Here is a 20,146-nt window from a genome sequence, read left to right on the forward strand (position 1 = left end):
AAACTTTTAACCAACAAATAATTATTAACGAAATGAAAATTAAATTATTTTCATCATTTATACTGTCGTTATGTTCAGTATTGGGCTTATCACAGACCATACTGTATCAGGCAGAAAGTACTACACGAACGGTCCAAGATCCGCAGACGATAGTGATTGAAAAAGGCTTTGTAGCAGCAGGAAATATATCGAATCCTTTTGTAGCTAAGATTGGGCCCGCCACCGAAAATCCAGGCGGAGGACCAACTGATTCGAATGCTGGGACTAATAATCCCACAGGAACATCTGCTCCTGTAGGACAAAGTTTTCATGATACCAAAGGAAATATTGATGTAAATGGAGCCGGACAGCTTCAGTTTACCCTGCCTATTACTTTACCTCCCGGAGTCAAAAATGTAGTACCTCAGATCAGCCTTATATACACTAGCGGCTCAGGAAACGGAATTGCAGGTTATGGCTGGAATATTTCAGGAATTACCTCTATTTCAAGAGTTGGAAAAAACATTGAAAAAGACGGCGAAACAAGGGGCGTTCAGATGGATTATTCTGATTATTACAGCTTCAATGGGCAAAGACTAATTCTAAAGTCTGGAGAATACGGAAAAGACGGAGCACAATATGTAACGGAGAAATATTCCAATATTAAAATTAAATCTGTAGGTACATATCCTGTCAATGGACAAGATGCAGGTCCTGCACATTTCGAGGTAACTTTTGAAGATGGGTCCCAAGCCTGGTACGGAGCTTATGTAGCAGGTTCCAGGACTAATCCAAATATTACGACACCCTTAGAATATAATATTGTAAAGTGGAAAGATGCACAAGGCAACTACATTTCATACGGCTACCAGGCTGCCGGAAATAACGGCGGTTTTAGAACTGTAACTAATATTGTAAGGATAGAATCTATCGGGTGGGGTGGAAATGAAACATTGAATAAGCCACATTTCAATTTCATAGAGTTCCTGTATGCTGATAGACTTTTACCGGAACAATCACACGCAAAAGGGATTACATTTATCCAGGATAAACTTTTATCCAGCATAAAAATTACATCAAATGCACAACCTTACAGAAACTATATCATTGATTACAAAAAAGATACTAATGGTACAGATTATCAGTTTGTAAATAAAATTACTGAATACAATGGTGCAAATGAAGCAGCAAATCCTGTCGTTTTTGATTATGAAAAATCAAATTTAGGAGGCTGGAAATCAACAAACTATGATTACACTGAAGATCATAAAGTACTGGGTGATTTCGATGGAGACGGAAAAGTGGATATGTTTAAATATTCCAATTCCGTTAATTATTGTAAAACGTATAATACGCAGCATCCTCTTAATCCCACTGCCAATGAAAATGAAATTTCTTATACCGATTATGGCGATTCGAAATGTGTCGAATGGGTGAATGAGCCTGCAGGGTTTTATCTTTTCAAAAATATTTTCGATGAAAATAAGCCTGAAAAAATACTTGTTGCTTCTGATATTACCAAAGAATCTTTGGATAATGCCTTATCCATTGTGGTAAAGGACAATAATAATATTGTTAATTCTAAACAAAGTATTGTCATTATCAAAAAAAACAAGGTAGGCACAACACAGGCCTATGACATGGACTTCCGAGTGTATACTTTTTCTGACAATAATACCCTGGATTTTCAGTTTAATAAAGCTATACCTTACAGCCAATATGCGATAGACCCTATATATTCTTTTAATAATAACACTACTATTGAAAGCCAAACAAAGGAAGTTGACATCAATGGAGACGGGCTATCCGAGCTAATTATAGGCCTTAAGGACAGAATTTGTTTCAGCGGACCTATAGATCCGGAAATTGATCCTGATGGAATATTGCCAGGCGGAGGCACCACCTGTAATACTACCTACAGGTACTTAAGAATAAGCCTGGATAAAAATGTAAGCAATGATAATTCTTTTGCCTCATTCACATTATCACCTGTAAGTACTCCTGCATTAAATAATTACTTAGTAGGGGATTTTGATGGTGACAGCCAGACGGATTTCCTTAAGCTAAACAGTGGATTGCCAATTCTTGTAAAGTTAAAAGATGACGGTCAAAACGTTATTGTTGAGGAATCCGGCATGAGTAATATTCCAATTACCGGAGTTTGGGCAAGCTCAGTTTTAGGCGATTATAACGGTGATGGCAAAACGGACATTATGATTCCTACGGGATATAATTCTTCTGACTGGAGAATGTACTCTTCAACAGGAATAGGTTTCGTGGAGAAATATTACAGCAACTTCTGCTATTTCCAATCTTCTCAAAACGACCCTAACAATTATGTCCCATGGTTTTCATACCAAAGAACGTATGTTGCACAGGATATGAACAGAGATGGGAAATCAGATTTTATTGAGTTTTTCTCTCTGGTTCAGATCGCACAAAATGGGAATGCCCAATCCAGATTCTTAGTTAATCTGTATGAAAATAAGGGTTATAAAAGTAGTTCTACCAAGATAGAATTCCAGAAGAAAAAGCTAATTAATTACACAAATGCCAATACTCCTGTTAATTTTCCACTTATTGAAAACTACAGAGGTTATCCATACTGGTACAATACAAACAACACGTATTATAGAACAAGTATGGAGCAGCTTACCTGGTCTACCGTAGCAGAACATTATACCCCGATATTTGGTAACTTCAGGGTAAATATGGCAGATGAAAACATCCTTGTTTTCCAGAAAAGCAAGCTTTTCAAATTCAATTATTATGATGTTTCCAGGGAAGCAAGAATTAAAACCATTACACAGGCAAATATAACTACTGAAATTGAGTATAAAGAACTTGATCCTTCTATTGACGCAAACTTCTATAAATCGGTAAAAAAAGAGCAGTATCCTTATATGGAGCTTAATAAGGTTTATCAGACAGCTGCAGTTTATCAGCTTAGGAATTCCGGAAGAAAGCAGGATTTCAGATATAGAGGATTTGTTTCACATTTTGAAGGAAAAGGAGTAATTGGTTTCCGCCAGACAGCACGCTCTTCCTGGTATGCGGACGGATTTGAAAATACTAAAATCTGGTCAGGAATTGAAACTGATCCACTGAACGATGCCGCCACAGTAAAAGAATGGTCTATCAGAACCAACGACGAAACCAAAATTTTCCCCACAGACCTTTCTGAAACCAACACACAGCTTTTAAGTTTAAAGTCTACAATTTACCAAACGGACAAGTTACTTAATGGGCAGATCGTAACAACAATTGCTAATGCCGATAAACCTAAAATTGTTACAGCAACAGTTCCAAAATCAACTCGGATAAAAGACTTTTTAACAAATACTGTTACAACAAGCACCATCTCTTATGGAGATCATTATCTCCCGTCACAGAGTGTTTCCAATGTTAATGATAATTATGCTGTAAATATTTCCACTTTTGAATATTTGCATAACATAAACGGAACCGGACCTGATTATTATGTAGGACGTCCAAAAAACAAAACAGATGTAGTGCAGGCTTATGGAGACACAAAAACTACCAGAGAAGAGCTTGTTTATGAGAATAATCTTCTAAAAACCCTTAAAACCTGGAACAGGGATAATACAGGATTCCTGCAGGAAACTTACAATTATGACGGCTTCGGGAATATTATTCTGGAAACAGTAAGCAACAGCATTGATACTCAGATGCAAACCAATCAGTCTGAATATGATCCAAAAGGAAGATTTGTCATAAAGAAAACCGACAATCTTGGATTAATTACAAACATCACCCATAATGATGATGGGCAAGTTCTAACGCAAACAGACCCATTAGGAAATACCTTAGTCAACACCTATGATCCATGGGGTAAAATCTTAAAGTCCAAAAGTAATCTGGATGGAACTACGACCTATGAGTACATCAAGGACTCTTATGGCAATACCGTTTTAGTGCAATATGATGCAGATGGTAATATTTCCAAAAAGTTTATAAATAAACTGGGGTTAGAATACAGAACCACTACAAAAGGTTTTGGGCAGGGACAATTCATTTCAAAAGATATCGAATACGATATTCTGGGAAGAAAATATAGAGAATCTGAACCTTATTTTGATGGCCTGGCAGCCAGCTCATGGAATGTCATTGAGTACGATGACACCGTATTTCCTACTAAAATTAAAACTACAACATTCAACGGGAAACAACTCGAAAGCAGTTCCCTTGGCTTGGTTACAACCATCAAGGAACTAAACGGATATTCAAGAATAACAACCAAAACAGCCGATGCTTTAGGAAATATAGTTTCCAGTACGGATAAAGGAGGAACAATTATCTTCTCATATAATGCAGCCGGCGAGCAGATCAAGGCACAATATGCGGAAAATAGTGTTACGACAAAATATGACGCATGGGGAAGGAAATCAGAACTTAATGATCCTTCAAATGGCACTTATAAATATGAGTATGATGGCCTGGGCCAGCCAAAAAAAGTCATCAGTCCTAAAGGCACCAAAGAATTCACTTATAATACGCTAGGTCAGCTTATTGCTAAGAAAGAAATTTCAACTGCAGATGCGGGGCAGGCTACCAATAAGGTGATCAACTTTACCTATGACGACAAAGGAAGGATAATCTCTAAATCCGGAACCTCAAAAGGAAAAACATACAGCTCAAGTGTTGTTTACGATCAGCAGGGAAGAAACCTTTCTTCATCAGAAAACAGCAATGGCAGATATTTTATTCAGAAAGGTATTACTTATGATGATAAAGGAAGAATAATATCCTATGAAAAACAACTATATTCTTCCGGAATAATGACAAAAGTAACCATTGAAAACGTTTATAACCCTTGGAACGGAGAATTATATCAGGTAAAAGATAAAACTTCAGGAAAAGTGCTATGGCAGCTTCAGGAAACCAATGCCAAAGGACAGATTTTATCCGCTAAACTGGGACAGGCAACCGTTACCAATACCTATGATAACAATGGCTTCCTGAGTAATATGAATCATTCATCAGCGCTTAAGCCAAGTATTCTGCAGATATCCTATTCATTTGATGCTATTAAAAACGAACTGAAAAGCAGAACTACCGGAGGAGACCTCAATATAATCGAATCTTTTGATTATGATGACAATAACCGTCTGATCAACTGGACAGACCCTATTACGGGAATAAAGCCATCTGCCAACAGAAACGTTTATGATATTAAAGGAAGAATAACCGCAAATGATGATGTAGGAACGATAAAGTTTGAAAATACTTCTAAAATCTACCAGCCGACTGGTATGACATTAAATGCAGCAGGAACTCAGAATTATAATAATGACCTTATACAAACCATTGTCTATAACGAAAACAATGATCCTGTTTTCATCGATGGAATGAAAGGTGATGTTGCCTTCCAATATGGGTTGACAAGCATGAGACAAAGAGTAACTTACGGTGGAAACTTTGCAGCAGACGCCGAAGGGAAATTTACAAAGTTCTACAGCGAAGACGGAAGTTTTGAGGTTATAGTAAATAATAATGCCGGAACAGAAAAGCACATTCTCTACATCGGCGGCACACCTTACGAAAGCAATATAGTTTATATTAAGAACTATGCAGAAAGCGTAGGTTCTTATAAATTCTTACACAAGGATTATTTAGGATCTGTCTTAGCTATCACCAATGAAGAAGGCGGTAAGCTGGAGCAGAGGCATTTTGACGCATGGGGAAATATGACGCACTTTATGAGGGGCACCAAACCACCTATGACAGGAATTGCCGCTATAAATAATTTCATTGCCACCGGAGGGCTGACATTAGAGAGAGGATACACAGGCCATGAGCATTTTCCTGAAGTAGGAATCATCCACATGAACGGAAGATTGTATGATCCGTTGCTTAGAAGATTCCTTAATGCAGATGAAAATATTCAGGATCCTTACAATACCCAGAATTATAATAAATATGGGTATGTATTGAATAACCCTTTGATGTTCAATGACCCAAGCGGGGAAGCTTTCCAATTTTTGATCGCAGCGGGTGTAGGTATTTTCTGGGCAACAGTGCTTACAGGCGCCATCATTTCATCTGCAATAGCCACATTCTTATATTTATCTAAAGCTTATCTCACCCGGAACTTTAGTGTCAGCGGATTCTTCAAGGCAGTCACCATTGGTTCAATAACTGGCGCCGTCTCCGCTGGGCTGGGACAGGTTTTTAGTGCAGGAACATTCTTGGCTTACGTCGGGAACGGAGCTTTATCGGGTCTGGGAAGCGCAGCTGTGCAGTCTTTAGCAAACGGAACCAATTTTCTACAAGGCATTACAAAAGGTGCTGTAATAGGAGCTGCAATGGGAGCAATAAGTTATGGTATTATGAAGCTATCTACTAAACCTTCAGGTGAAACGCTTGATGTTCTTGATGATACAGAAGGAGTAGCGGAAAATCCGGTAACTGTCGACGCCCGTGAAGTGAAGAAAGTAATGACTAAAGACTTTAAAGGAAAAAGTCCGGCCAATGGAAGTATTAAAGTACTTCGCAAACCGGAAGACCTTCCTAAATATCTTAAAGATAAAGGATATAAATTTGATGGAAAGACATTACTGAATGATGACGGAGAAAAGGTTCTAGCAACCACAACTCCTTTTTATGGAAACAAATACATGAGATATGTATTTGCTCCAAATTCATTCAAATCTCCTGAAGTATTAAGCCTTACTACAGGGCACGAAATGCTTCATGCAACATTTTTCGCATATGGCATAAGATCTGAAGAGCTTTCACAAGGACACTCATGGAACTATGGTGCAAAAACTGTAGGAAGTCACCACGCCATCATTGCAGAATGGGAAAAAGGATATGTCGACCTGAAAGGCTGGGGAAATCTAGGACTACCAATGGAACCGAGATTTGATTTAACCAAACTCAGAACATATAATCCAGGTTTTAATGCTAAATTTGATAAAATGATGCAAATCATGAAAAAATTCTTGAAATAATGAAAACAGCGAAATTACTTTTAATATTTATAACAATAATATCTTGTTGCAATAAAAAGAATGATACCGTTGAGCTGTCGTATGAGTTCAAAAAAGAAGAAAAAAAACTTGAACTCTTACTATACAATAATACTCAGGAAGATTTTATAGTGCTTATTCCCCGAACGATATCTTTTACAGGAAATTCATCCTCGACAGGTGATAAGACTTTAGATTCAAAAAATCCTGAAGCCACCCTGTCAAAAGAGGAACAAACAAATATTTCCCGTCAAATGACTCAAATAGAATCTGTCTTAAATCCAGATACTCTTATGAATGACAGGAAATATTTTCCAACAGCAATTTTGATTAAGAAAAAAGAGAAAAAGAGGTTGGATTATAGATTAAACAATGATTTTGTTACAGATCGTATATATAAGAGCAAATTCTTCAAGATGAGAGATGTTTTGAATATATCTCAGAATATTGATATTCTTAAAAAAATGGTCGACTATAGACAAAATGATCATTATAAAATTTATATTGATGATTTTAATATAAAAGACAGCCTACAAGTTAAGTTTTAGATAAAACTTCATATTAAGAGCAGATAAAATTATCTGCTCTTTTTTTATTACAAATTCGGGTTATTCTCAATCTCCTTCTGCGGAATCGAAAACAAATAATACCTGCTGTTCGGGGCAAAAGGCGATTGATCCGGGAAAGCAAAAATCGTATGACCTCTTCCGTTGACTGTTTTTACAAGTCCGTTCGGTGTTGTAATCTGTACCTGAATCGGCTGTCCACTTGAATTAATGAATGGTTTTCTCACCACCGTTCCCTGCGTTCTGATAATATCCGACAGAGAAAATCCTTCCCCGAATAATTCTTTTCTCCTTTCAATTAAAATTTCATTAATGACATCATTTTGAGCCAAAGACCCGTTATATTGATTTGCATTTCTTGCAGATTTTAATTGATTTAAAACTGTTATAGCATTCGTAATATTTCCGTTTCTGGCTTCAGCTTCGGCTTCTATCAAATACATTTCTGCGGCTCTCATATAAACGATATCTGCAATTAAATTAGCTTTAAATTTAAACTTAGCATATCGTAAAAGCCCTTCCCTTCCCGGAAGTCCATCCCATGAAAACAGAGAATAGCGAACATCATTAGTATCAAATAAATCCTTAAAATATGGATCCGCCATGAAGCTGTAATAGTAACTTCCCGACGAAGAAACATCCAAAAAATGAAAAGCATAGCTTTCACCCGACTGCTCCTGCGTTTGCCCGTGTCCCCAAATCCATTCACTATTGCTGATGTCGTTGAAACCGTCTTTGTATTTTTCGGGAGTCATTAAAGGGTACCCGTTTCTGGCAATTTTTGCAGAGGCCACAGCTTTTGTCCAATCTCCTGTATTTAAGTAAACCCTTGCCAGTAAGCCATTCACAACCGATCTGTCGATTTTATCTTTGTTATTTCTTGAATAATTTTGAAGCAATTGATCCGCATCAGTCAAATCATTTTTAATCAAAGTATAAATTTCTTCAAGACTTGCTTTTTTCTTTCCGACTGAATTTGTGGTGGTAGGTTCAGTGTAAATCGGGGCTGTCAGTGCATTTTTATCTTTTAAATAACTTAACTGATAAAAGCTCGCCAGATTTAAATAACAAAATGCTCTCAACGCCTTTGCCTGGCCTTTTACCTGATTTTTCTTTTCCTGGCTTCCTTCCGCTGCATCAATTTTAGCAATAACATTATTCATATTATTAATTGTGGAATATAAGAGGTTCCATATAAAAAGTGGCCGGCTCCCTGTATTATTCACCAAATCTGTGAAAGCATACGCTCCGGGAAAGCCGTATTTATTTGTAAGAACGGCAACATCACTTCCCATTGCATCACTCGTCCTCAATACAGTTGAGTAGCCGATGTTTGCATACGTTGGCCCATCATCATTGAATTTTGCCCAAGTCCCGTTGATTACCGTTTCTGCACTTTCTGCTGTTTTGAAAACTTCTTCTTCGCTTGCCTGATTGGTTGGAGCGGTTTCCAGATCGTTTTCACAACTTATTAAAGCCAAAATTGTGATTAAAGCAAAAGATATATATTTTAATTTTTTCATTTTTTTAATTTTAATGTTAAAGACTTGCCTGTAAGCCGAAAGTAACCGTTCTCATAGCAGGATACCTGTAATAAGTCGTTCCGTCCAACGTCTGTTCCGGATCCATTCCTTTATGTTTGTAGAATGTTAAAAGATTTTCTGCCTGAACATAAATCCTGAATTTCTTCAATCCAAATCTTTCAAAATAATCTGAAGGAAGCGTATAACCCAAACTCACATTTTTCACCCTTGCATACGTACCTGAATATAAAAATCTTGATGAAACTGAAGCCCAGTTGTTGGTTGTTGTACTTAGAGCCGGAACGTCTGTATTTGGATTTTCGGGAGTCCATCTGTTGAGCATTTCTTTGCTCCAGGCGCGTCCCGCCAAGCTTCCGTTGTGCATGATCATCGTATAATCTGTATCCAGAATTTTTCCTCCGATACTGAAAGTTACCAATGTTGAAAAATCAAAGTTTTTGTAAGCCAGACTGGTTGTTAAACCTCCCATCACTTTCGGAAGTGACGAACCCTGCAGTGTTTTTGTAGCTTTTGCATATTCGGAAGTTGTTCCTTCTACCGTATTTCCGTTGGTACCCGTTGTGATCGTTTTCCAGAGTGGTTTTCCGTTGCTTGGATCTACTCCAACCCATTCCGGAATGAAAAAATCATAGATTGAACCGCCGACCTGCAATAATTTTGTCCCGCTTACGATTGAGCCTTTTGGAAGCTTAGTGATTTTATTATTTAAAGTGCTTAAATTAAGATCAACATTCCATTCAAAATCTTTTGTTTTAATAGGTGTTGTGAACAATGAAAATTCAAAACCAGTATTTTTAAGTTCTCCGATATTCGCCTGAAAACCGCTGAAACCCAATGACGGCGCCAAAGGCATATCAAACAAAAGGTCTTTACTCTGGCGTTGGAAATACTCCACATTACCTTTAATTCTGTTTTTTAAAATCGCGAATTCCAGTCCAATATTTAAGTTAAGATTAGTTTCCCATTTCAAATCCGGAGTTGGTAATTTACTGGCAACTGTTCCCCCTTCTCCTAGATTATTGTAAAAGGCATACAAACTCTGATAGGCATAATAGGTGCTTAATTTGTCATTTCCCTGGCCTCCGTAACTTGCACGAAGGGTCAGTTGATTGAAGAAATTTAAATTTTTAATAAAATCTTCATTGGACGCTTTCCATGAGCCTCCGACTGACCAGAAAGTTCCCCATCTGTTTTCAGGAGAAAATCTTGAAGATCCGTCCGCTCTTACCGATCCTGAAACAAAATATTTATTTTTAAAATCATATTCTGCCTTTCCTAAGAAACTTAACAAACCTAATTTATCACTGTTTCCACTGAAGCTTCCCAGTAAAGCTGCTGCATCAGGTTCGTAATAATATGGTAAGGAAAACTGACTTCTGCTTCCTGAAATCGTCTGATATTCATAATGATAAAACTCCTGACCACCTAAAATGTTAATATGATGCTGCCCGAATTTTTTATCATAAGTCAGAATATTACTTGTGGTGTAAGACAAAGTTCTTGAATTGGTTTTTGTCACGGAACCTCCGATTTCAACGCCTTCTCCCAACAACGGATTGGTATAATAATGACCGTTATAATTCACTAAATCAATAGAAAAACTTGTTTTAAACTTTAATTCCGGCAAGAAGGTAAAATCTAAAAATCCTTTTCCTGAAAAGTTATCTTCTCTGTTGTCGTTTTTATTTAAAGGTAAAGTTGCTGCAGCGTTTTCATTCTGTAAAGCACTTGTCGGCCTATATTTCCCGAAATCGTAGATGTAATTTCCGTTGGCATCCAATTTATAGCTACCATCCGCATTTCTTTCATAATAAGGATAAAATGAAGGAATTACCCTTGCTGCATTAATAATGTTATCGGTTCTGGAATCTGATGAAGGCGGTGCTTCCTGAAGGCTGTTTGTATAACTTAAATTTGCCCCGACATTCAGCCATTTCTTTACCTCAGAATTGATTTTCAGTCTTGTGCTGTACTTCCTGAATCCGGACCCAATCGCAATTCCTTTGTCATCCAGATAACCCAGTGAAAAATAATAATTGCTTTTTTCATTTCCACCACTGAAATCCAGATCCACCTGATTTCTTGAAGCAACTCTTTGCAGAATATCTTTCCAATTGTCGTTCCACAAAGGTGTTGCACCGGATAATAGCTTCCCGTCTGGTCCTACAGGTTTGGCATAATTTACGCCATAAGGATTGATTCCTAAAGCATTCACCAGATTATCAGTCGCCATCTGCGCAGCCTGTTGTGAAGAGACCTGACTGGATTTGTACCCGTTTCGCAGCGCTTCCCAATACAATTCGAAATACTGGTCTGTTGATACCTGTTCATAATCTTTCACAGCTCTTCCGGAAAAACCCTGGCTGATATTAAAGTTTATACTCGACTCTCCTTTTTTACCGGATTTTGTGGTGATGATAATTACTCCATTTGCCCCTCTGGAACCATACAGTGAGCTTGCCGTAGCATCTTTTAAAACACTTATTGATTCAATATCGTTGGGACTGATAGAGTTGATATTTCCGTCGAAAGGAATTCCGTCTACTACAAATAACGGGTTGCTTGAAGCACTAATAGAACCAATTCCCCGAATTCTGATGGAGGCCGTAGAACCCGGCTGCCCCGAAGAGCTTACCGCCTGAAGTCCCGGAACCTGACCTTCTAATGCTTTTGTAATGCTGGTAACAGGCCTGTTGTTGATTTTTTCGCTGGAAATGGTAGCGACAGATCCTGTATAGCTCGTTTTTTTAGCTTTTCCGTAAGCTACAATGACTACTTCATCAATATCTTTTTCACGAAGCGTATCTTTTTTAGCTTCCTGCCCTTCTACACTGATTATTCCTAAGAAGAAAACAGCAATTGGCGGAATCCATAGCTTGGAGCTAATTAAATTTTTGTTAATCATAATCAATTTTATTTAGCAATAACTGAATTTTAATACTTTATAAAAAAGACAGCAAAAAGCATCAATACTATGATTAACCTTATTGCTTATCTTTCCTTTTTAAAGGCTGAATGTAACACCTTGCTCTGGGCAGGTTGTTAAGATTTCACAGGGTCAGTTCCCTCCATCTTTCTTTATAAGCCGATCGAAATATATTTGCAAATCTAAAAACAAATAGTCTATAAAACAAGTAGACTTTAAAAATTCAACTATAAATTTTATAAAAATTAACTTAATTTTATTTTAAAAGCCAAAGAAATAAGCAGTTATAAAATTTGTTAAATTTTTAAATATGAGAAATATCATTAAAAATAATGCAAGGGATCAAAATAACTTAAGCTAAAATTTTTCAGCCTTAATTGAAAAAACTTTTTAATTTTATACTATGAAAGTTTTAATTGTAAACGGCCCGAACCTGAATCTTTTAGGCTCAAGAGAACCTGAAATTTATGGGACAATCTCTATGGAAGAATATCTGGAAAATATAAAGTCTGAATTTTCTTCTTATGAAATTAAATATTATCAATCCAATATTGAAGGAGAAATTATTAACAGGCTTCAGGAAAATGATTTTGATGCATTGGTAATTAATCCGGGAGCGTTTACCCATTATTCTTATGCGATTGCCGACTGTTTAAAGAACATTCAGAAGCCTAAAGTTGAGGTTCATATCAGCAATATTTACAAGAGGGAAGAATTTCGCCAGAAGTCTGTGACGGCCGCAAATACTGATGCGGTTTTATCCGGTTTTGGAATGGGGGGATATAGATTGGCGATTTTGAGCTTGAAATTTTAAATAATTAATTTTATTAACCACAGATTTCTCAGATCACCACAGATGTTTACGTTATATATAATCTGTGTAGCTTGGTGAAAATCCGTGTTTAATTAAAAATAAAATCCTCATCGCTATGATGAGGATTTCTATTTTAGTTTGTTGTCTGCTGTTGTAATTGAGGTCCGGAAGCTACCAATTTTTCCCCTTCTTCAGTATTGCAGTACTGATCGAAGTTTTTAATATACCTTGATGCTAAATCCTTCGCTTTTTCTTCCCATTCAGAAACATCACTATATGTATTTCTAGGATCTAAAATGCCTTCAGAAACGTTCGGTAAAGATGTAGGAATTTCCAAATTCATAATTGGAATTCTGGTTTTCGGAGCGTTTTCAATAGATCCGTCAATGATTGCGTCAATAATTGCTCTTGTATCTTTCAAAGAAATTCTCTTTCCTGTACCGTTCCAGCCTGTGTTAACTAAATAAGCTTTTGCACCGTGTTCTTTCATCTTGCTGATCAAAGTTTTTGAATACATTGTCGGGTGCAATGTCAGGAATGCTTCTCCGAATGCAGGTGAAAAAGATGGTTGAGGCTCTGTAATTCCTCTTTCAGTTCCCGCTAACTTTGAAGTATATCCGCAAAGAAAGTGGTATTGTGCCTGATCTTCATCCAAAACAGAAACCGGAGGCAATACCCCGAAAGCATCTGCAGAAAGGTACACTATTTTCTTTGCGTGACCTGCTTTAGAAGGCAGAACGATTTTATTGATATGATAAATTGGATAAGAAACCCTTGTGTTCTCAGTGATAGATCCGTCTGTATAATCAGAAATTCCGTTATTTACCACTACGTTTTCAAGAAGAGCATCTCTTTTAATTGCTCTGAAAATATCCGGCTCTTTTTCAGCAGAAAGGTCAATTACTTTTGCGTAGCAACCACCCTCGTAGTTGAATACACCGTTGTTATCCCAACCATGCTCATCATCACCGATCAGGTATCTTTTTGGGTCTGCTGACAAAGTTGTTTTCCCTGTCCCCGAAAGTCCGAAGAAAAGAGCAACATCTCCCTCTTCACCTACGTTTGCAGAACAGTGCATAGAAGCCATACCCTTCAATGGAAGGTAATAATTCATCATGGCGAACATCCCTTTTTTCATTTCTCCACCATACCAAGTCCCTCCGATGATCTGAAGTTTTTCAGTAAGGTTGAACATTACGAAGTTTTCAGAATGTAATCCCTGTGCTTCCCAGTTCGGGTTCGTCGTTTTAGAACCATTGATTACTGTGAAATCCGGCTCGCCAAAATTTTCTAATTCATAATGAGAAGGACGGATGAACATATTTGTAACGAAATGCGCCTGCCAAGCCACTTCAACAATAAATCTTACTTTTAGTCTCGTGTCTGTATTTGTTCCGCAGAATGCATCTACTACATAAATTTTATTAGCCGTAGAAAGCTGACCCAACACTAATTCTTTACAAGACTGGAATATTTCCGAAGTAGTAGGAAGGTTTACCTTACCATCCCAGAAAATTGTGTCTTTTGTAACATCATCCTGAACAATGTATCTATCTTTAGGTGAACGACCTGTGAAAATTCCTGTTTTTACTGATACTGCTCCAGATTCCGTAAGCTCAGCTTTCTCAAATCCTTGATTTTCAGGAGAAACTTCAGCCTGATACAATTCTTCATACGAAGGATTATAAATTATTTCATAGTCTCCTTTAATCCCTAATTTTTCTAAATCTTGGATGATTTTAGCGTTTTTCATTTTACTTATATTTTCTATTTCTTTTTGGATTCAACAAAATTAATATTAATTAATTGTTAAAGGTGGTTTAAATATAATGATATAAGTCAGAATGACAAATAAAAAAACGGTTTTGTAAAATATTGATTATAAATTAATTATATCATACCATTCAAAAATAGTAGTAAAATCTTTTCCCCAAAAATAGTCCTTAAACCCTGCAAATTTTGAGCTCATGACAAAATCTCCACCCCATGCGCCCAAACTTTTGACAAAAACCGGACAATCATTGAAAAACCTGGCCTTAACTGTAGGAATTTCAAGAAAATTTGATATTTTTTGCTCATGAACTAACATTAATTCGGAAAAATTCTCCAATTCGTTGCATAACAAAATATTTCTTGTAAGATCCGAAAATTCATCAACCAGTTTTTGAGACTTCTTTTTTGACTTGTAAAAATTGATTCCCTCGCGACTATCTTGCTTTTGATTTAAATGAATAAAAATAAGCTCATTTTTAAAGGAAGGATTAAAATTTACTCTCTCATATTTGATCTCGGGTTTGCTTTGAAAAAGGACGGCAGATTTTTCTTTTGCCACGGCAATATCATAACCGCTTCCTCCCAAACTGATGGAATTTAAATGAAAAGGATCAATTTGAGCCCATTCTCCAAGGTTGTTCATCAAAGTCGAACTGCTTCCAAGACCATAATCGGCAGGAAACTGAAGGTTGGTTTTTAAATAGTAAGAATTTGTGCCCTTGAATTTAGTTTCAGAAAGACTCTGAACGTTTTTTAAGGTTTTAAGGATAAATTCGGCACTGGAAATGATGTTGGTTTCTAAGATCTGCCAATTTTCGTAATCGATGACAGCTTTCAACCATAATTTGTTTTGATGATAGGCTTCCCAGAAGATCAACGACTTCCCGTCTTCCTTTTCATCAAAGAAAAACTCTTGTCCCAGCTTGGTTGGTACCGCAAGGACAAGAGCTCCGTCAATAGCGAAATATTCTGAAGTAAGCATCAGCTTTCCCGGTGAAAATATCTCGCCCATATTTTTTTCTGATTAAATTGCAGAAGCAACGTCTACAGAACCGTCAATTTTCTTGATCAATCCCTGAAGTGTTTTTCCAGGGCCTACTTCTAAGAAGTTTGTAGCGCCGTCTTTAATCATATTTTGTACAGATTGCGTCCATTTTACGGGACCTGTCAACTGTGCAATAAGATTTTGTTTGATTTCATCAGGATCCGTTACAGCCGTAGTTGTAATATTCTGATAAACAGGAATTGTAGCATTTCTGAATTTTGTCTGCTCAATCGCTGCCGCCAATCTTTCTTGTGCAGGCTGCATCAATGGAGAATGAAATGCTCCGTTTACAGGCAATAACAAAGCTCTTTTGGCTCCGGCTTCTTTTAATTTTGCGCAAGCTTCTTCTACAGCAGCTGTTTCTCCGGAAATCACCAATTGTCCGGGACAATTGTAATTTGCAGGAACTACGATTCCGTTGATTTGTGCGCAAATTTCTTCAACCTTAGCATCTTCCAATCCTAAAATTGCGGCCATTGAACTTGGATTGGCATCACAAGCTGCCTGCATTGCTTTTGCTCTTTCGGAAACCAGTTTCAGCCCATCATTAAAAGATAAAACACCATTGGCAACCAACGCTGAAAATTCGCCTAAAGAATGTCCTGCAACCATTTCAGCTCCAAGACCGTTTACTGCTTTCAGTGCAGCAACAGAGTGTATAAAAATTGATGGTTGGGTAACTTCGGTTTTTTTAAGATCTTCGTCCGCCCCGTTGAACATTATGGAAAGGATATCAAACCCTAAAATTTCGTTGGCAGATTCCATTAAGTCCTTTACGTCTTTTCTAGAATCATACAATTCTTTTCCCATTCCTACGAACTGAGAACCCTGCCCAGGAAATACAAGTGCTTTCATGTATTAATTTAAAATATTTTGCAAATATAAATATAATGTTAACAATATTGTAAAGCGATTACATCATTTTAAGGAACTAATCTAATCACCCGGTAACCCGTATTTACGTAAGCACCATTTGCTTTAGACTTTACAAACTCAAATTTTGTGGCCAGCTGAGTCTGAACTTTATTCATTTGTTTAAAAATCTCTCCTTTTTTGTTTTCTCTGGTCAACATGTCATTCACAACGTCGAAACCTACGATTGCATATTTCGGAGGAGTTTTACAGTATTTACTTTTATATGCGGCAAGAATTTCTTTCTCAAAGCTGCCTTCCGTATTGATCTTTCTATCCATCAGGTAAACCAGATTTGCCTGGCTCAGATCATCTACTTTTTTCTCAAAAACAGGTACATAATGCATACTGAATGCTTTTACTCCCTGAACTTCTTTAGACAAAGCAATTACCTTATTGGCAAAAGCCTCACCAAGCGCATCATTGTCACTTGCCAAAATAGCGATCACCGGAGCAGACTGCCCTGTCATCATATTATTATCAAGCTGAATGTCTGTTGCAGAATTTACAATCGTAACATTCGGGTTTTTTAATGTTTTTTCAAGACCTGCTTTGATATAATTGGCATTTTCCTTTTTAGAATCAGCAACTACATAGATTTTCTGGTCTGAATATGCCGCTTTTACTTCTTCAACAATTTTATCAGCGTATGTCTGATCATTGGTTTCTACGATAATCAAATTACTGTAGCCGTATAATTCCGGAGAGTTTGCAAAAGGTGCAACAATCGGAATTTTTTGATTTTTTGTAAAATCTAAAACGTCAACAACATTCGACTTAAAGAAAGGCCCGATAATCAAATCTGTATTATCAGGATTTATTTGTGTCATAGAATTTCGGAACGAAGCTTCATTTCCGGAATCCACGATTTTTATATCTAATTTCTGTCCGTTTCTGGCATTTCTTTCAATGGCAAGTTTAGCCCCCGTAAGGAAATCCATTGCCATGGTTCTGTATTGAGTTTCATTGGTACTGTACCCGAAAGGCAGCATCAAAACAACACTCAGCGCATCACCGCTTTTCTTTACATAAGCAGGATCAAGCTTTTTGATTCTTAAAACCATTCCTGTTTTCAAACCGTGAGATAAATCCGGATTAAGAGCAATTAATTCATCAATTGAAATCCCGAATTTATTAACAATAGAGAAAACGGTATCGCCCTGCTGAACGGTATATGTCACATAATCATCAGCCGTCGCAGTATTTGCGGAAACAGAAGGCTTTTCGTTTCCGGAATCCATTTTTTCTTTTGAACTGACAGGTTCTGAAACGGTATTGATATTTGATGTATTTGATTTTTTGACATTAATTTTTTCGCCCGGTTTTAAACCTTTTTCTTCCAATCCGGGGTTCAAAGCAAACAGCTCTTCTTTTGTAATGTCAAATTGTTTTGAGATTCTGTAATAATTATCTTTTGGCTGAACTATATATTCTCCTTCTGAAGCTACTGCAGCCGGAGTTTCAGTGACTGTTTCAACCGGTTTTGTTGTTGCAGGCATGGTTGCAGTTACGGCCTGTTGCTGATCTCCACCATATTTTTTGATGCTTTCCAGCGGCAGAGCGATTTCATCCCCTATTTTCATATGAGAATCAAGCTCAGGATTCAGTTTTCTAAGATCAGTTTCCGAAATTTTGTATTGTTTGGTGATTCCGTAGATTGTCTGCTTCGGCTGAAGAATAATTTTCCCAATCTGAGAGCTTCCGGAAGCTTTTGTGGAAACGGCAGCTTTTGGAACTGAAGCAGAACCTTTGTCATTTTTAACGGTCAGAATATCTCCGATCGCCAATTTGCCATCTTTTACATTTGGATTGAGTTTCAGCAATTCATCTACAGTTAATCCGTACTTTTTTGCAATATTATAGGGAGTGTCACCCTTTATAACGGTGTGCAACTTCTGAGCAGATACACCCAAAACCATACATAAACTGGATAGAATAAAAAACCTCTTTATCATAGTCGATAATTATATTTACAAAAATACTTCTTTAAAATTAAATGGCAACAATTATTAGTTTTGACTCCGTAATTTCCATTTCTTCTAAACAAGTTTCGAGCCACGAATATCCATGATCTGCGAAAAATACACTAAAATTATAAACCCTTTCCTGCCAATTCTTAGAAGGATGTACATCTAAAAAAAGATTTTCCAGTCTTTCCAACATTTCGTTTTGTTTTATTTTTTCTGCATGAAGAAGGCGTTTTTTCATTCTTTTAAAAGATTTCAACTGCCTTACTTCTTCTGCCTTCACCATATTTCCGAAAGACTTTTCAGTGGTTTCTGCGAGTGCTTTCAGCTCTGAAAAGTTATTAATTAAAAAATTTTCTTTTTCTTCCAATACAGCAAGAACAGGATTATCCTCTAATATTTTATTGTTTGTAATAGTTGTAAAATTTTGGAAAAAATCTTCAATTTTAAGATGTAACCGCTCAATTTTCCCCAATGTTTTTTCTTTTAAAAATAACATTGAATTTCTCGGAATCAAAATAGGGAAAGGAATATTGATTTTTGAAAAATAATCTTTCAGCTCCAGCCAGTACATAATTTCGGCATTTCCACCGATGTAGGCCAGATTTGGCAAAACTGTTTCCTGATAAACCGGACGCATCAATGCATTCGGGCTGAATTTTTCAGGATAATTTTCCAATTCGTTTAAAATTTCTTCCTGAGTGAATTGAATATTTTTGTCGACAATACTATATTTATTTCCGTCAAAATCAATCCTGTCTCTTGTTTCAGACAGATAAAAAAGGTTTATTTCCCGTGGATTTACCTGTACTTTTCCGTATTTCTCCGTTAAGAACTCTACTTTTTCCTTTGAAGTTTTATAAAGGCTGGAATGTAAAAGCTCGTCTTTAAAAGTTTGTTTAATTTCATTTTTAAGCTCTTTGGAATCTCCATCCAGAATTAACAACCCAAACTCCGAAAATAGTCTGTTGACCAAAATTTTAATTGCTTCCGTAAGAGTATTTCCTGTTTTGTAGGCTTCTTTTAACATTAAAATCAGTTCCGTTCCAAAAACAAAATCTTTAAATTCCTTTTCAAATTCAGAAATAAAAAATGTATCGTTGATCTTAATTCTTCCAACCGCCCCACCTGATTTTTCGTTGGTCTCGTAATAATTATCCTCTGTTTTAAAATGATTGATCTCTGCAAAATCATGATCTTCAGAGGCCATCCAATAGACAGGGATAAAATTAAAATCCGGAAAATTCTCCTTTAAATAAGAACAGGTTTTAATGGTCTGTAAAATTTTATACACAAAGAACACGGGGCCTGAAAACAAATTCAGCTGATGTCCGGTTGTAATCGTAAAAGCATTGGGAAGCTTTAAATTCTCAATATTTTCCTTCTGTCTGGAAGAAAGGTCAAGGCCCGAAAGCTGATCTTCCAAGGTTTCAGACAAAACATTTCTTTGATTTTGCGTGAAAGAATTCTGCTTCAGATGAATCTGTTTTATAACATGATCTAAAGAAAATGTGTTTTCTTCAAACCCCTCAATTTTTTGATTTAAAAAATCTTTTATTAGCTGAGGAATGCTTTCTATATTTTGAAATGATATTTTATTAATCGTTTTCAACTTTTTTATTCTTGTT

The 20,146-nt window shown here is 36.6% G+C and carries 10 protein-coding genes and 1 riboswitch; of the genes, 3 read left to right on the plus strand and 7 right to left on the minus strand.

The genetic code is table 11. The annotated features are described in order from the left end of the window. The first annotated feature begins 32 nt into the window (after positions 1-32). Both ATE47_RS15385 and ATE47_RS15390 read left to right on the plus strand, forming a co-directional pair. Positions 33-6,953: an RHS repeat-associated core domain-containing protein gene (locus tag ATE47_RS15385; protein ID WP_228376285.1), complete on the plus strand. Its 6,921-nt coding sequence runs from the start codon at positions 33-35 to the stop codon at positions 6,951-6,953. Then, positions 6,953-7,519 carry a hypothetical protein gene (locus tag ATE47_RS15390; protein ID WP_062162779.1) on the plus strand — a complete coding sequence of 189 codons (567 nt, stop codon included), beginning with the start codon at positions 6,953-6,955 and terminating at the stop codon, positions 7,517-7,519. The genes ATE47_RS15385 and ATE47_RS15390 overlap by 1 nt, the downstream gene beginning before the upstream one ends. 47 nt (positions 7,520-7,566) lie before the next feature. Here ATE47_RS15390 and ATE47_RS15395 read toward each other — a convergent pair whose 3' ends face one another. After that, positions 7,567-9,060, minus strand: coding sequence for a RagB/SusD family nutrient uptake outer membrane protein (locus ATE47_RS15395; protein ID WP_062162780.1), 1,494 nt, complete (start codon positions 9,058-9,060; stop codon positions 7,567-7,569). Positions 9,061-9,076: 16 nt separating this feature from the next. Next, positions 9,077-11,986 (minus strand): SusC/RagA family TonB-linked outer membrane protein, encoded by a 2,910-nt coding sequence (locus ATE47_RS15400; protein ID WP_062162781.1) that lies wholly within the window; start codon positions 11,984-11,986, stop codon positions 9,077-9,079. Between the two features lie 83 nt (positions 11,987-12,069). Beyond that, positions 12,070-12,168, minus strand: a riboswitch (SAM riboswitch). 242 nt (positions 12,169-12,410) lie between these two features. On the opposite strand from ATE47_RS15400, the gene ATE47_RS15405 reads away from it, so the two are divergent. Next, positions 12,411-12,821, plus strand: coding sequence for a type II 3-dehydroquinate dehydratase (locus tag ATE47_RS15405; protein WP_062162782.1), 411 nt, complete (start codon positions 12,411-12,413; stop codon positions 12,819-12,821). Between the two features lie 133 nt (positions 12,822-12,954). Here ATE47_RS15405 and pckA read toward each other — a convergent pair whose 3' ends face one another. The 5 genes from pckA to bshC form a co-directional block, all read right to left on the minus strand. Further along, positions 12,955-14,574 (minus strand): phosphoenolpyruvate carboxykinase (ATP), encoded by a 1,620-nt coding sequence (gene pckA, locus ATE47_RS15410; RefSeq protein ID WP_062162783.1) that lies wholly within the window; start codon positions 14,572-14,574, stop codon positions 12,955-12,957. A 126-nt stretch (positions 14,575-14,700) separates the two neighbouring features. Next, entirely contained in the window at positions 14,701-15,606 is a 906-nt protein-coding gene (locus ATE47_RS15415) for a GYDIA family GHMP kinase (protein WP_062162784.1), read from the minus strand. A gap of 12 nt (positions 15,607-15,618) precedes the next feature. Next, positions 15,619-16,494 carry an ACP S-malonyltransferase gene (fabD, locus tag ATE47_RS15420; protein ID WP_062162785.1) on the minus strand — a complete coding sequence of 292 codons (876 nt, stop codon included), beginning with the start codon at positions 16,492-16,494 and terminating at the stop codon, positions 15,619-15,621. 68 nt (positions 16,495-16,562) lie between these two features. Then, positions 16,563-18,506, minus strand: coding sequence for a LysM peptidoglycan-binding domain-containing protein (locus tag ATE47_RS15425; RefSeq protein WP_062162786.1), 1,944 nt, complete (start codon positions 18,504-18,506; stop codon positions 16,563-16,565). A gap of 37 nt (positions 18,507-18,543) precedes the next feature. Next, on the minus strand, positions 18,544-20,130 hold the full coding sequence (bshC, locus tag ATE47_RS15430) for a bacillithiol biosynthesis cysteine-adding enzyme BshC (RefSeq protein WP_062162787.1): 1,587 nt from the start codon (positions 20,128-20,130) through the stop codon (positions 18,544-18,546). Positions 20,131-20,146: the final 16 nt, after the last annotated feature.

The organism is Chryseobacterium sp. IHB B 17019, assembly GCF_001456155.1.
Classification (GTDB): Bacteria; Bacteroidota; Bacteroidia; order Flavobacteriales; family Weeksellaceae; genus Chryseobacterium.